This is a genomic window from Streptomyces sp. NPDC050161, from assembly GCF_044460025.1.
Lineage (GTDB): Bacteria > Actinomycetota > Actinomycetes > Streptomycetales > Streptomycetaceae > Streptomyces.
On sequence record NZ_JBITJM010000014.1, the window covers coordinates 142,094 to 156,417 of the forward strand.

A 14,324-nucleotide genomic window follows, 5' to 3' on the forward strand; every position below is an offset into this window, starting at 1 on the left:
CCGCCCCCCCCCCCCCGCGGCCGGGGGGGGGGGGGGGGCCCCCCCCCCCCCGCGCTGCCCCCCCGCCGCCCGGGGGCGCCCGCCCGGGCCCCCCCCCCCCCCCCCCGCGCCCCTGCGCGCCGGACGGCCGACGCTGCGGCTGCGTCCTGGCTGTCCGCCTGGCTGCCTCCTAGGAGGACAGCAGGATGCGCTGGGTGGCCTCGATGTGGCTCTCGATCGCGGTGCAGGCGCCCGCGGCGTCGCCGGCCGTCAACCGCTCCAGGATCCGGCGGTGTTCGGTGAGCACCTCGCCGCGCCGGTCGCCGGACTGGTACAGCGCGATGACACCCGCCCGGATCTGGCGGCTGCGCAGGGCGTCGTACTGACGGCTCATCAGTGTGTTGCCGACGGCGGCCACGAGGGTGGCGTGGAAACGGTGATCGGCGGAGATGAACTCCTTCGCGCTCTCCTCGCCCCGCAACGTCTCCTGGAACGCGAGCACTTGGGCCATCTCTTCGAGCGGCGCGCAGCCGCGCGCGGTGGTGTGCTCGGCCGCGAACTTCTCGATGAGGCCGCGCATCTCCATGAGTTCACTGATCTCACGTGCCGTCAGCGGCGCGATGTGCGCCCCGCGCTTGGGGACGAGACGCACGAGGTCCTCGGCGGCGAGCAGCAGCAGCGCCTCCCGGATCGGGGTGCGCGAGACGCCGATCCGGTCCGCGATGTCCTGCTCGGAAAGGAACCGGTCCTGCATCTCCGGATCGGTCAGCACGACATCCTTGAGATACGCGTATGCCTTCTCTCGCCCCGACTGCACCGTTCCCCATTTCCCGATCCCGTGTGCATACACTTTGTATACAAATTTAGCACGCGCGGAGCGGGCGAGGATGCGCCGGAGCGCCGGTTGCACCGGGGGATGCAGGGCCCAACACTGATCGTTAAAGCGAACACTCTCTCCACGAAGAGTGTTCGGTAAACCGAACGACGGTGACATGAAGGAGAGCGATGTGAGCGTTCCCGAGGGCTCGGTCAGGGACATGGTGGCGGCCAACCTCAAACGGGCCAGAACCCAGCGCGGGCTGTCGATCTCCGAGCTGTCCCGGCGCTCCAAGATCGGCAAGGCGACGCTCTCCCAACTGGAGTCGGGCACCGGGAACCCCACCATCGAGACGGTCTTCAACCTGTCCCGCGCCCTCGAAGTGCCGGTCTCCGACCTCCTGGACACCCGCCCGCCCAGGGGCCTGACCGTGGTGCGCGCAGGCCAGGTCGAGGTGCTCAGCGGCGAGGGTGTCGAACTGCGCCCGCTGCACCGGATCGAGTCGGGCGACGCCATCATCGAGGTCTACGACCAGCAGGTGCGGGACGGCACCCGGCGGGACTCGCTCGGCCACGTCGGCACCGAGCACACCATCGTGCAGGCCGGCAGGCTCGGCGTGACGGTGGACGGGCACGAGGTGGAACTGGGCCCCGGCGACTACGTCGGCTTCGACGCCGCCCTGCCGCACACCTACGCGGCACCCGAAGGCGCCGTCCGCTCGGTCCTCCTGCTGGAATACCGGGCGGACCAGCAACTGCATCCGAAGGAGCCGCACGCGGTGCCCGGCACCCCGCAATAGCGCCCCTCCCGGAGCCCCGCGGCATCCCTGTGCGGACCATTGACACGCCCAGGACCCCGCCATAGCCTCATCGCGTTCGTTAAAGCGAACGAAGGGGATGGCGATGTACGGAACGCGTGTGACCGTGCTGGGTGCCGGCATCGTCGGCGCCGCCTGCGCCCGCGAACTGGCGCACGCCGGCTTCGACGTCACCGTCGTCGACCGCGGCGGCCCCGCCGCCGCGACCACCTCCCACGGCGAGGGCAACGTCCTCGTCTCCGACAAGGGCCCTGGACCCGAACTCCAACTCGCCCAGCTCTCCCGGCAGTTGTGGCCCGGCATGCTGGCCGCCGTCGCCGAAGGGTCCGCCCGCGGCGCCGAAGCCGCCGCAGCGGCCGAGTGGGAACCCAAGGGCGGCATCGTCGTCGCGACCACCGCAGCGGGCGCCAGGGAACTGTCCGCCTTCGCCGCCGCCCAGCGCGACGCGGGTGTACGGGCCGACGTCCTGGACGCCGACGCGCTCGCCGACGCCGAGCCCTACGTCACCCGCGACCACACCGCGGCCCTGCACTACCCCGACGACGCCCAGGTACAGCCCGCCGCCGCGGCCACCGCCCTGCTCACCGACGCGCTCGCGGCCGGCGCGGTGCTGCGGACCGGCTGCGACGTGCTCGGGGCGCTCACCCGGGGCGGCCGTCTCACCGGGGTACGCACCTCGGCGGGACACCTCGGCACGGACCTGTGCGTCAACGCCGCGGGACCGTGGGCGGGCGAACTGGCCGCCCGCCTCGGCGCACCGGTGGACGTCAGACCCCGGCGCGGCGACGTCCTGGTCACCACCCCGCTGCCCCCGACGGTCTTCCACAAGGTCTACGACGCCGACTATGTGGGTGCCGTCGGCAGCAGCGCCGAAGACCTCCAGACCTCCGCGGTGGTGGAAGCCACCCGGGCGGGCAGCGTCCTGCTGGGCTCCTCACGCCGCCGCGTCGGCTTCGACGACCGGCTGCGGCCCGAAGTGCTGTCGGCCATCGCCGCCAAGGCGCTGCGGCTGTTCCCCCGCCTGGCCGGCGTCCCGGTGATGCGCGCCTACGGCGGCTTCCGCCCCTACGTCCCCGACCACCTGCCCGTCATCGGCGCCGACCCGCGCCTGCCGGGACTCTGGCACGTCAGCGGCCACGAAGGCGCCGGCATCGGCCTCTCGGTGGGCACCGCGCGACTGGTGTGCCACCTGATGCTCGGCCGGCCCACGGAGATCGACCCCGCCCCCTTCCGGGTGGACCGCCCAGCCGTACTGAACGCCACCGCACATCACGGCAGTTGAGGAGAGGGCATGAGCCCCCGACGCGTACCCGCCGGGTCCGACGCCACCGGACGGCGGGACCGGCCGCTGCGGATCACCGTCGACGGCGAACCGGCCGACGGCATCGCAGGCCAGACCATCGCCGGACTGCTGCTCGCCGCCGGCCGCCTGGCCTGGCGCCGCGGCCCGTCCGGTGCCCCCCGCGGGGTGTTCTGCGGCATCGGCGTCTGCTTCGACTGCCTGGTCACCGTCAACGCCGAGCGCGACGTACGCGCCTGCCGCCGCCGCGCACGGGACGGCGACGAGATCACCACCCAGTCCCGGTCCGCCGAACCCGCCACGCCACCTGCGGACTCCCGTACGCCAGGAACGGAGGAGCGATGACCACGCGGACACCCCGTCATGTCGCCGTCGTCGGCGCAGGGCCCGCGGGCCTCGCCGCGGCCGAAGCCGCGCTGGGCGCCGGGGCCCGCGTGACGCTGATCGACTCGGCGGAACAGCCCGGCGGCCAGTACCACCGGATGCTGCCCGACGCCTACGCCGCCGCACACCCCGAGCGCCTCCAGCACGGCTGGCGCGCCTTCGACCGGCGCCGCCGCCGGGTGCCGGCCCACCCGCGCTGCACCTGGCTGCCGGAGACGACGGTGTGGGCTTTGGAGCGCCAGGACCCCGAAGGGACCGGGCCGCCGCGGATCCACCTGCTGCGCGGCCCCGCCGACGGCGCCGGGCGCACCCGCCACACCCTGGACCCCGACGCGCTGCTGCTCGCCGTCGGCGCGCACGACCGCGTACTGCCGTTCCCCGGCTGGGAACTGCCCGGCGTGTTCACCGCGGGCGCGGCCCAGGCACTGGCCAAGGGGGAGCGGGTGGTCGTCGGCGACCACGTCACGGTCGCCGGCACCGGCCCTTTCCTGCTCCCGGTGGCGGCATCCCTGCTGGAGGCCGGCGCCCGGGTCTCGGCGGTCCTGGAGGCCAACCGGCCGTCCACCATGGCGCGCGGCTGGACCCGGCGCCCGTGGGAACTGGCCGCGCAGGCCGGCAAGACCGGCGAACTCGCCGCCTGCACCGCCGCGTTGCTCCGCCACCGGGTGCCGTATCGCACCGGCCGCACCGTCATCGAGGCGCGCGGCGACGGCCGCGTGGAGGAGGTCGTCAGCGCACGGCTGCGCCCCGACTGGTCGGTGGTCCCGGGCAGCGCCCACACCACCGCGGCGGACGCCCTGTGCGTCACCCACGGCTTCAGCCCGCAGCTCGAACTCCCGCTCGCCGCCGGCTGCGCGCTCCGCACCACCGCCGCCGGCACCTTCGTGGACACCGACGACGACCAGCGCACCAGCCGCCCCGACGTGTACGCGGCCGGCGAGATCACCGGCATCGCGGGCGCCCCCGCGGCGCGGGCCGAAGGCGCCGTCGCCGGCTGGATCGCGGGCGGCGGCGACCCCACGGCACCCGCCGTACGACGGCTGCGCCGCCGCCGGGACCAGGGCCTGGCCTTCGCCGCACGCCTCGCGCGCGCCCACCCCATCGGCGCCGCCTGGCCCGGATGGCTGCGCCAGGACACCGTCATCTGCCGCTGCGAGGAGACCGATTACGCCGCGCTCCGCCGGGCCGCCGACGATCCGGCCGGCGCGGCGCCCCGCGTCGCCAAGCTGGCGACCCGGGCCGGGCTCGGCCCCTGCCAGGCCCGGATCTGCGGCCCCACGGTCGCCGAACTCCGCACCCGGCTGAGCGGAGATCCGGCCGAGCGGCCGGTCGCAGGACTGCCGGTGGCAGGACCGCACCACCGCCCCGTCGCCCAGCCGGTCCGCCTCGGCGAACTCGCTGCCCCGCCCACACCACTTCCGCACCATGCACCGCCAACTCCCCGGAAGAAGGAGAGCAGTTCATGAGCGCCACCACGCAGCAGACCAGCGGCCTCGGCGGAGTCGTCGTGGCCACCGCGCTGCCCTACTACGAGAAGGCGTCCGCCCCCGCCGGCCTGGCCGTTGACCTCGACCGCTACGCCGAACACTGCCGCTGGCTGATCGACAACGGCTGCCACGGCGTCGGCCCGAACGGCTCGCTGGGCGAGTACTCCTCGCTGACCGACGAGGAACGCCGCGCCGTGGCCCGTACCGCCATCGCCGCCGTCGAAGGACGCGGCACCGTCGTCGTCGGCGTACACGGCGTCGGCTCGCACCAGGCCAGGCAGTGGGCCGAGGCTGCGGCCGAAGACGGCGCCGACGGCGTGCTGTGCCTGCCGCCGACCCTGTACCGGGCCAACCGCGGCGAAATCCTCGCCCACTACGAGACGGTGGCAGCCGTCGGCCTGCCGGTGATGGTCTACAACAACCCCATCGACACCAAGGTCGACCTGACCCCCGGCCTGCTCGCCGAGATCGCGCAGATCGACAACGTCGTCGCCGTCAAGGAGTTCTCGGGCGACGTGCGGCGGGTGCTGGAGATCAAGGAAAAGGCGCCAGGACTCGACGTCATCGGCGGCGCCGACGACGTCGTCCTGGAAAGCCTGCTGATGGGGGCCACCGGCTGGTTCGCCGGCTTCCCGAACGTCTTCCCCGCGGTGTCGGTCCGCCTCTTCGAACTGGCCACATCCGGCAAGGTGGCGCAGGCCCGCGCCCTGTACGAACCGCTCGTCGCGGCCTTCCGCTGGGACTCCCGCGTCGAGTTCGTGCAGGCCATCAAGCTCGGCATGGAACAGGTCGGCCGCTTCGGCGGCCCCTGCCGGCCGCCGCGCGGACCGCTGACACCCGACCGGCACGCCCAGGTCACCGACGACGTGGCCCGCGCCGTCGCCGCCCTCGACAGCGGATCCTTCTGATGCGCGCGACCCGGACGGTCAGCGCCGTCGACTCCCACACCGAGGGCATGCCCACCCGCGTGATCACCGGCGGCGTGGGCCCGATCCCCGGCGCCACCATGGCCGAACGCCGCCGGCACGCCGTGGAACACCTCGACCCGCTGCGCCGCTTCCTGGTCGACGAGCCGCGCGGCCACGCCGCCATGAGCGGCGCGATCCTGCAACCCCCCACCCGCACCGACGCCGACTGGGGCGTCCTCTACATCGAGGCCAGCGGCTTCCTGCCGATGTGCGGCCACGGCACCATCGGCGTGGCCACCGTCCTGGTGGAGACCGGCATGGTCACGGTGACCGAACCGGAGACCACCGTGCGCCTCGACACCCCGGCCGGTCTGGTCGAGGCGCGGGTGGCGGTGCGCGACGGCGTCGCCGAGCAGGTCACCCTGCGCAACGTGGATTCCTTCGCCGTCGCCCAGGACGCGACGGTGGACGTCCCGGACCTCGGGACCGTCCGCTACGACATGGCCTACGGCGGCAACTTCTACGCCATCGTCGAACTGGACCGGATCGGGCTGCCCTTCGATCGGACCCGCAAGGACGAGATCCTGGCCGCCGGACTGAAGATCATGCGGGCCGTCAACGCGCAGCACCGCCCGGCCCATCCGGTCGACCCGCTGATCAACGGCTGCAAGCACGTGCAGTTCCTCGCACCGGGCTCCACCGCGCAGCACTCGCGCAACGCCATGGCCATCCACCCCGGCTGGTTCGACCGCTCACCGTGCGGCACCGGGACCTCCGCCCGCATGGCCCAGCTGCACGCCCGCGGCGAACTGCCGCTGCACACCGACTTCGTCAACGAGTCCTTCATCGGCACCCGTTTCACCGGCCGCCTGGTCGCCACCACCCGAGCGGGCGGCCTGCCCGCCGTCGTCCCCGAATTCACCGGACGCGCCTGGATCACCGCCACGGCCACCTACCTGCTCGACCCCGCCGACCCGTTCCCGCACGGATTCGTCCTCTAGGACACGTCGTCAGGGACGGATCCCGTGGGGCCGCCCCCGTGGCCCGCGCCGCGGGTGCGGGCGCGGAAGGCGGCCGGCGTCTCGCCCGTCCGCAGCCGGAAGAACCGGGTGAAGACCGCGGCCGAGGGGAAGCCGATGCGCTCCCCGATCGCACCGGCGGTCAGGTCGGTGTGCACCAACTGCCGCTTGGCCTCCAGCAGGACCCGGTCGTCGACGAACCGTTTGGCGCCGCAGCCGATGGCCGCGTCGGTCGCGCGGGTGAGGGTGCGCACGCTGTAGCCCAGCGCGGCGGCGTAGTCATCGACGCGGTGGGTGCGGGTGAAGTCGCGTTCCACCGCCCGCTGGAAACGGCGGAACGCCTCGCTGCCGGCGGCCTCGTGCCGCTGCCCGCCCGGCAGGTGGGCCAGCCGCAGGACGAGCACGGACAGCAGGTGCCTGACGACCTCGACGTGGACCTCCAAGGGCAGATCGGCGAGGTGCCGGTACTCGTCGTCCAGCATGCTCAGGGCGCGCCGCACCGGGCCACCGGCGGCGCCTTCCGGCGTCAGCGGCAGCCGCCACGCCCGCCGGTCCAGCCGCGCCGCGGCGACCGTGGCCGCCCCGAGGAAGCTCGGCTGGAAGAACACCGCGGTGCCATCGGCCGCCCCGAGGTCGGAACTGAACCGCAGGACCTGGCCCGGCCGCACCCACAGCCAACTGTCCTTCCCCACCACACACGCGACGAGATCCACGGAGCAGAGCACGAAACCGGACCGCACGGTGATCAGCAGATGGAAGGCGGGACGGAACGGCGCGTACGCGTCGGCGCCCTGCCCGCGCGCGAGCGACGAAAGCCCCGCGAGACCGGTGATCTCGACTCCCGGCGGGCCACCCGGAGAGGCGGGGAAGGGGACGTCCGCGATCCCGGCCTGTCTGTTTTTGCACATATCTCGTCCTCGGATTACGCCCGGACGCCCCGGATCCGTCCGTAGCGTGGTTCACGAACCAGGCGGCAGCACCGTACGAACCGGACGAGCCCCGGTGCAACTGCCCGCAGGAAACGCCGCCCGGCCGGCCGCCCCCGAACCCTGACCGAAAATGCGCCACCCGGCCCGGCACCCCCGCCGCATCCGGCCGCCGGGCCCGCGCCGGACACCCGAAAGGACCCCGCCCGTGACCCAGCACGGCCCCGCACTGAACTTCCGCGACTTCCTCGACGCACTCCTCACCGCAGGCGACGCGGTGGCGATCGAGGTACCCGTCGACCCCGAACTGGAGGTGGGCGCCCTCACCCGCCGGGTCTACGAGACCAAGGCACCCGCGCCGCTCTTCACCCACCTCGCCGGCTCCGCACCCGGATTCCGCATCCTGGGCGCGCCCGCCGGACTGAGCACCCCGGACAAGGGGCAGTACGGCAGGCTCGCCGCCCACGTCGGACTGCCACGGCACAGCACCCCGCGCGACATCGTGGAAAAACTGATCGACGCCATGCACGCCGCACCACTCCCGCCGGTCGTCACCACCCGGGCACCCTGCAAGGAGAACGTCCGCACCGGCGATGCCGTCGACCTGGAGTCCCTGCCCGTCCCGCTGCTGCACCAGGAGGACGGCGGTCGCTACCTCGGCACGTACGGATTCCACGTCGTACGCAGCCCCGACGGCACCTGGACGAGCTGGTCGGTCGCCCGCGCCATGCTGCACGGCCGCACCACCCTGGTCGGACCCGCCATGCCCCAGCAGCACATCGGCATGATCCACGAGATGTGGCGGGAACGGGGCCTGCCGACCCCGTGGGCCATGGTCTTCGGCGCCCCGCCCGCCGCGCTCGCCGCCGCGGGCATGCCGCTCCCCGCCCACGTCAGCGAGGACGGCTACGTCGGCGCGCTCACCGGCAGCCCGGTCGAGGTGGTCAGGACGGAAATCCACGACCTGTACGTGCCGGCCAACGCGGAGATCGTCCTGGAGGGCCACATCAGCCCCGACGAAACCGGGTGGGAGGGCCCGATGGGGGAGTACCACGGCTACGCCTTCACGGAGCGCAAGCGGCAGCCCGTCTTCCACGTCGAGGCGCTCACCCACCGCGACGACCCGGTCCTGCCGGTCTGCGTGGCCGGCCTGCCGCCGGAGGAGAACCACACCATCTGGGGGACGATGATCTCCGCGGCGAGCCTGGACCTGCTCCGCTCGTCCGGCCTGCCCGTCGACTTCGCCTGGTGCTCCTACGAGGCGGCCACCTGCTGGATCGTCCTCGCCATCGACATCGAACGACTGGCCCGACTCCACCTCACCGAAAGGGAGTTGGCGGACCGCGTGGCCGACGTGCTGTTCGCCTCGCACCCGGGATGGCTGGTGCCCAAGGTGATCCTCGTCGCCGACGACATCGACATCACCGACATCGGCCAGGTCGTCTGGGCGATGGCCACCCGCCACCACCCCGGCACGGGCCGGTACGACTTCCCCGACGCCCCCGGCATCCCGATGGTCCCCTACCTCACCCCCGAAGAGGCCGCCGCAGGACGCGGCGGCAAGGCGGTGATCAGCTGCCTGCAACCCGCCCAGTTCCACGGAACCACCCACGGATCGACCGCCTCGTTCCGCACCTCCTACCCCCGCAGCCTCCAGCAGCACGTCATCGACAACTGGGCCCGCTACGGGTACCGGTGACGGCGGCACGGGCGGGGTGCGTGCCCGCCGCCCGCCCCCTCAGCCCGCCGGTTACTCGGCCTCGTACGCGGCGCCGGCCACGGCGAGGTCTTCCCAGGCCATGCCGACGCTCTTGAAGAACCGGGGGCGTGCCGGATCGGCGGAGGCGCGTCCGGTGACCAGGTCGGCGAGCGGGACCAGCGCGTCCAGGTCGAGACGGCCGCTCTCCAGGTCCGGGATGAGGTCGCCCGCCTCCCGGGCGGCGGTGGACGGGGACTCGACGACGACGGTGGAGCCGCGGACGGTGGCGTCGTCGACCTCGCGTGCGTCGGGTTCGTGGGAGCCGACCGCCATCACCGTCGCGTGCGGCGCCAGCAGGGTGCCGTCGAACAGGGGCGTGCGGGCGGTGGTGCAGCAGGCGACGAGGTCGGCGGTGGCGACGGCGGACGGGTCGCCCGGCTCGACGGTGATGCCGGTGTCACGGCGGGCGGTTGCGGCGAACCGCTCGACCCGCTCGGGGGTGCGCCCCACGACGGTGACATGGGTGAGCGGGCGGACCGCGCGCAGCGCGTCCAGGTGCCCGCGCGCCTGCGGCCCGGTGCCGAAGACCACCAGGTGGGCGGCGTCGGGGGTGGCGAGATGGTCGGCGGCCAGCGCGGAGAGGGCGGAGGTCCGCACGGTGGTCAGCGCGATGCCGTCGAGCAGGGCGAGCGGCGCGAGCGTGGCCGCGTCGAACAGCAGGTACTGGCCCTGGACGCGGGCGAGTCCGGCGGCCGGATTGCCCGGCGCGACGGTGGCGACCTTGACCCCCGCGTACCGGTGCTGCTGAGCCGGCATCAGGAGCAGCTGACCGTGCTCGACGGGCACGATGGTGCGGGGCGGATCCGCCGCGGGATCCGTCCCCTCGCGCAGGGCCGTACGCAACGCGTCGACGGCCACGGCCATCGGCAGGGCGCGCAGGACCTCGGCCCCGCTGAGGATCCGGGGAGCTGTCGTCATGCGAAACCTCCTGGTGGGGGAGCGGTCTTGGCCATGATCACCGTATACGCGCGGCATGCGCCGCCACCCCGGGGCGGGCTGGTCCCGGCCCTTCATCCGGCCGGGACCAGCCCGTTCCACCGCTTATTTCCAGCCAGATCGGCGACGCTGTAAGGGAGTTGGCCGGCCCGCCGGTCCCGCGGCGATCGCGCGGTCCGCGCCGCGCGAGCCCGGAGTGATCTTCTAGTCTCGGGAGAATGAACAGGACCGAAAGGGAACTCCTCGCGCTTGAAGTGGACGCGATTCACGGCCTCGAAGAGGGGGCGGCCGGCACACCGGCGACGGTCAAGGACCCGTCCGTCCGTGTCGTGTACGCCTGGTCGCCCCACGCCCGGCTGCTCGCCCTGGGCGCGCACACCGAGAACCCGGGGCACGTCGGTGACGAGGCGCAGCCGTACGTGCCGGGCGAGCCGCCGCGCGTGCTGACCCAACTGGCGGGAAATATCGAGGACTTGGGGGAAGGGGCCGTCTCTGTCGAAGGCGGCCCCAGCTACCTCTTCCCCGAGCGGCTCGCGCCACGGGCACCGGCTCCGCTGCCCGTCATCACCTCCGACGGGGCCGGGCGGCTCGCGGCGGCCGACCTCGTCCGGCCGGACAACTGGCAGCCGGGGGAGTGGGCGGAGCTGATCTCCGGGGCGGTGGGGGAGTGGGCGATGGCCGTACACGACAACACCCCCGTGTCGATCTGCTTCTCGCCGGCCGCGAACACGCTCGCGGCGGAGGCAGGCACCTGGACCCGCGCGGACTTCCGCGGCCGTGGACTCGCCCCCGCGGTCGCCGCCGCCTGGTGGCACCGCGAACGCCGCAACAAGCAGGTCCTCTTCTACAGCACCACGGCCGCCAACCACGCCTCGCAGTCGGTGGCCCGCACCCTGGGGCTCGCCCCGTTGGGCTGGATCTGGCGGGTGCGCTGAACGGTCGGGCCGCCACTCGCCGCGGATCGCTGCGCCCCGGGCCGCGAGTGTGGCGCACGCGACACCGCAAAGCGGATGATGGCTCCGCTTGCCTCGTGTTGTGCGCAGTGACACGCCGAACGCCCACGTGCGGGCGGCGTTTTGTGCCCACGTTCCCAGTTGAGGAGACCCACACGTGAACACCAGCGACCCCGCCGCGCGGGCGGCCCGGCTGCTCTCCCGCCCCTTCGGCCTGGACGGGCTCACCGTGCCCAACCGGATCGCCATGGCGCCGATGACCCGCGAGTTCTCGCCCGGCGGCGTCCCGGGCGCCGACGTCGCGGACTACTACGCGCGCCGCGCCGCCGGCGGCGTCGGCCTGATCATCACCGAGGGCACCTACGTCGACCACCCGGCGGCCGGAAGCAGCGCCGCCGTCCCCCGCTTCCACGGCGAGGACGCGCTCGCCGGCTGGGCACGCGTCGTCTCGGACGTGCACGCGGCGGGCGGGACGATCATGCCGCAGCTGTGGCACGTCGGCATGGCCCGCACGGCAGGCGCGCCGCCCTTCCCCGACGCCCCGCCCTCCGGCCCGTCCGGGCTCACCATCGACGGCACCCCCTCCGGGCACGCCATGACGCGCGGCGACCTCGACGACGTCATAGCGGCGTTCGCCCGTGCGGCGGCCGACGCCGAACGCCTCGGCTTCGACGGCGTCGAGCTGCACGGAGCGCACGGCTACCTGATCGACCAGTTCCTCTGGTCGCGCACCAACCGGCGCACCGACAGCTACGGCGGCAGCCTCACCGCCCGTACCCGCTTCGCCGCCGAGATCGTGGCGGCCTGCCGAGCAGCGGTCGCGCCGGACTTCCCGATCCTGTTCCGGATGTCCCAGTGGAAGACGAACAACTACGACGTCCGCCTCGCCGACACCCCCGAAGAGCTGGACGCCCTCCTGGCGCCGCTGACCGAGGCGGGTGTCAGCGCCTTCCACTGCTCCACCCGCCGCTACTGGCTGCCGGAGTTCGACGGCACGGACCTCAACCTCGCAGGCTGGGCCAAGAAGCTGTCCGGCAGGCCGACGGTCACCGTCGGATCGGTCGGCCTCGACAAGGAGTTCACCTCCATGTTCCACGAGGAGGGCGGCGGCGTCGCGGGCATCGACCGGCTGCTCGACCGGATGGAGCGCGACGAGTTCGACCTGGTCGCCGTCGGAAGGGCCCTGCTCAGCGACCCGCAGTGGGCCGCGAAGATCTTCGAAGGCCGCACCGCCGAACTCCTGCCGTACGACCCCTCGGCGCTGCGCACGCTGAGCTGACCCGGCCGCAGGTCAGCCCGCTTCCGGCGCCGCCGACAGGTCACGGACCTCATCCTCCGTCGTCTCCCGCAGGTCCTCGCCCAGCAGCAGCCAGCGGGTGATGCCGATGGACGCGAGGAACGGCAGGTCGTGGCCGGCGACCAGCAGGGCGCCCTCGTAGGCGTCGAGGGCGCCCGCCAGCTGCCGCACGCCGGCGGTGTCGAGGCTGTTGGTCGGCTCGTCCAGGATCAGCAGCTGCGGGGCGGGCGCGGCCAGCATCACGGCCGCGAGCGTGGCGCGGAGGCGCTCGCCGCCCGACAGGGTGCCCACCGGCTGCTCCGCCCGCGCCCCCTTGAACAGGAACCGCGCGAGCTGGGACCTGATGTGGTTGTCGGTGACGCCGGGAGCAAGCCGCGCCGCGTTCGCCGCGACGCTCAACTCCTCGTCCAGGACGTCGAGTCGCTGCGGCAGGAACCGCAGCGGTACGAACGTCTCGGCGCGGCCCGAACGCGGGGCCAGCTCCCCGGTGAGGGTGCGCAGCAGGGTGGTCTTGCCCGCGCCGTTGCGGCCGACGAGTGCGATCCGCTCGGGCCCGTGCACGTGCAGGTCGCCCTGGACCAGCGAGCCGAACGCGGGGCGCAGCGCCTCCAGCCGCAGCACGGTGCGGCCCGCGGGCACGGCGGTGTGCGGCAGGCTCACCCGGATCTCGGCGTCCTGCCGGATCGCGTCGGCGGCCTCGTCACGCCGCTCGCGTGCCTCGCTGAGCCGGTCCTGCTGGAGGCCGCGGAGCTTGTCGGCGGACTCCTGCGCGGAGCGCTTCTTCTCGCCCGCGACGATCCGCGGGGCCCGCCGCTGGGCGTCCATCTTCTTGCTGTGCCGCTGGCGGCGGGCCAGCTTCACCTGGGTCTCCGCCAGCTCGCGCTGCTGCCTGCGCACGTCCGCGTCGGCCGCCCGCAGCGTCCGCCCTGCCGCCTCCTGCTCGGTGGCCAGGGCCTCTTCGTAGGCCGACCAGCCGCCTCCGTACCACCGCACGGACCCGGCGCGCAGGTCGGCGATCCGGTCCACCCGCTCCAGGAGTTCCCGGTCGTGGCTGACCACGACCAGGACGCCGGAGCGCCAGGAGTCGACGGCTTCGTAGAGGCGGTGGCGCGCGAACAGGTCGAGGTTGTTGGTCGGTTCGTCCAGCAGGAGGATGTCGGGGCGCGTGAGGAGCAGCGCGGCCAGCCGCAGCAGCACGGTCTCGCCGCCGGACAACTGGCCGACGGTGCGGTCCAGTTCGATGCCGCCGAGACCGAGTGAGCCCAGCGTCGCCAGGGCGCGTTCCTCCACGTCCCAGTCGTCGCCGATCGTCTCGAAGTGCCGCTCGTGCACGTCTCCGGCTTCGATGGCGCGCAACGCGGCGCGCCGCTCGGCGATGCCCAGGGCCGCATCGACGCGGAGCACCGTGTCGAGGGTGAGGTCCTGCGGCAGGTAGGCGAGGCTGCCGTTGACGGTCACCGACCCCTGGGCGGGGCGCAGGCGACCGGCCAGGAGCCGCAGCAGGGTGGACTTTCCGGTGCCGTTGGTGCCGATGAGCCCGGTGCGCCCCCGGCCGATGCCGAGGGAGAGACCGTCGAAGACGGTGGTGCCGTCCGGCCACCGGAACGTCAGGGCGGAGCAGGTGAGGGAGGTGCTGGGGGTGACGGGTGTCGCCATGGAGTTTCTCGCAGTCGTGAGCGCGGTGGACGGGGGGCTTCGCAGGCGAACACCACGCGGCGACCAGGCCAGGAGAAAGGGGGCAC

At 73.5% G+C, this 14,324-nt stretch carries 13 protein-coding genes; 9 read left to right on the forward strand and 4 right to left on the reverse strand.

The genetic code is table 11. The features are described 5' to 3' along the window. Positions 1-169 precede the first annotated feature (169 nt). Positions 170-796 carry a GntR family transcriptional regulator gene (locus tag ACIBK8_RS23115; RefSeq protein ID WP_399043682.1) on the reverse strand — a complete coding sequence of 209 codons (627 nt, stop codon included), beginning with the start codon at positions 794-796 and terminating at the stop codon, positions 170-172. Positions 797-986: 190 nt separating this feature from the next. Between ACIBK8_RS23115 and ACIBK8_RS23120 the strand changes: the two genes are divergently transcribed. The 6 genes from ACIBK8_RS23120 (at position 987) to ACIBK8_RS23145 (ending at position 6,693) form a co-directional block, all read left to right on the forward strand. Continuing rightward, positions 987-1,595 carry a helix-turn-helix domain-containing protein gene (locus ACIBK8_RS23120; protein ID WP_399043683.1) on the forward strand — a complete coding sequence of 203 codons (609 nt, stop codon included), beginning with the start codon at positions 987-989 and terminating at the stop codon, positions 1,593-1,595. A 103-nt stretch (positions 1,596-1,698) separates the two neighbouring features. Then, a complete protein-coding gene (locus ACIBK8_RS23125; RefSeq protein ID WP_399043684.1) occupies positions 1,699-2,895 on the forward strand; it encodes an NAD(P)/FAD-dependent oxidoreductase in 1,197 nt (398 codons plus the stop codon). A gap of 9 nt (positions 2,896-2,904) precedes the next feature. Further along, the gene (locus ACIBK8_RS23130) at positions 2,905-3,258 is read left to right on the forward strand and encodes a (2Fe-2S)-binding protein (protein ID WP_399043685.1); all 354 of its coding nucleotides are present in this window, start codon (positions 2,905-2,907) and stop codon (positions 3,256-3,258) included. Beyond that, positions 3,255-4,763 carry an FAD-dependent oxidoreductase gene (locus ACIBK8_RS23135; protein ID WP_399043686.1) on the forward strand — a complete coding sequence of 503 codons (1,509 nt, stop codon included), beginning with the start codon at positions 3,255-3,257 and terminating at the stop codon, positions 4,761-4,763. Before ACIBK8_RS23130 ends, ACIBK8_RS23135 begins: the two co-directional genes overlap by 4 nt. After that, positions 4,760-5,692: a dihydrodipicolinate synthase family protein gene (locus tag ACIBK8_RS23140; RefSeq protein WP_399043687.1), complete on the forward strand. Its 933-nt coding sequence runs from the start codon at positions 4,760-4,762 to the stop codon at positions 5,690-5,692. Before ACIBK8_RS23135 ends, ACIBK8_RS23140 begins: the two co-directional genes overlap by 4 nt. Further along, positions 5,692-6,693 (forward strand): proline racemase family protein, encoded by a 1,002-nt coding sequence (locus ACIBK8_RS23145; RefSeq protein WP_399043688.1) that lies wholly within the window; start codon positions 5,692-5,694, stop codon positions 6,691-6,693. The genes ACIBK8_RS23140 and ACIBK8_RS23145 overlap by 1 nt, the downstream gene beginning before the upstream one ends. On the opposite strand, the gene ACIBK8_RS23150 is transcribed toward ACIBK8_RS23145, so the two are convergent. After that, positions 6,690-7,619 (reverse strand): helix-turn-helix domain-containing protein, encoded by a 930-nt coding sequence (locus ACIBK8_RS23150; protein ID WP_399043689.1) that lies wholly within the window; start codon positions 7,617-7,619, stop codon positions 6,690-6,692. The genes ACIBK8_RS23145 and ACIBK8_RS23150 overlap by 4 nt on opposite strands. 226 nt (positions 7,620-7,845) lie before the next feature. On the opposite strand from ACIBK8_RS23150, the gene ACIBK8_RS23155 reads away from it, so the two are divergent. Next, on the forward strand, positions 7,846-9,336 hold the full coding sequence (locus ACIBK8_RS23155) for a UbiD family decarboxylase (protein ID WP_399043690.1): 1,491 nt from the start codon (positions 7,846-7,848) through the stop codon (positions 9,334-9,336). Positions 9,337-9,387: 51 nt separating this feature from the next. Here ACIBK8_RS23155 and ACIBK8_RS23160 read toward each other — a convergent pair whose 3' ends face one another. After that, on the reverse strand, positions 9,388-10,314 hold the full coding sequence (locus ACIBK8_RS23160) for an ornithine cyclodeaminase family protein (protein WP_399043691.1): 927 nt from the start codon (positions 10,312-10,314) through the stop codon (positions 9,388-9,390). A gap of 236 nt (positions 10,315-10,550) precedes the next feature. Here ACIBK8_RS23160 and ACIBK8_RS23165 point away from each other — a divergent pair, with 236 nt between their 5' ends. Together ACIBK8_RS23165 and ACIBK8_RS23170 are read left to right on the forward strand one after the other, a co-directional pair. Continuing rightward, positions 10,551-11,267 carry a GNAT family N-acetyltransferase gene (locus ACIBK8_RS23165; RefSeq protein WP_399043692.1) on the forward strand — a complete coding sequence of 239 codons (717 nt, stop codon included), beginning with the start codon at positions 10,551-10,553 and terminating at the stop codon, positions 11,265-11,267. A 175-nt stretch (positions 11,268-11,442) separates the two neighbouring features. Beyond that, positions 11,443-12,564 carry an NADH:flavin oxidoreductase gene (locus ACIBK8_RS23170; protein WP_399043693.1) on the forward strand — a complete coding sequence of 374 codons (1,122 nt, stop codon included), beginning with the start codon at positions 11,443-11,445 and terminating at the stop codon, positions 12,562-12,564. Between the two features lie 12 nt (positions 12,565-12,576). On the opposite strand, the gene ACIBK8_RS23175 is transcribed toward ACIBK8_RS23170, so the two are convergent. Then, entirely contained in the window at positions 12,577-14,238 is a 1,662-nt protein-coding gene (locus ACIBK8_RS23175; protein WP_399043694.1) for an ABC-F family ATP-binding cassette domain-containing protein, read from the reverse strand. Between the last annotated feature and the right edge of the window lie 86 nt (positions 14,239-14,324).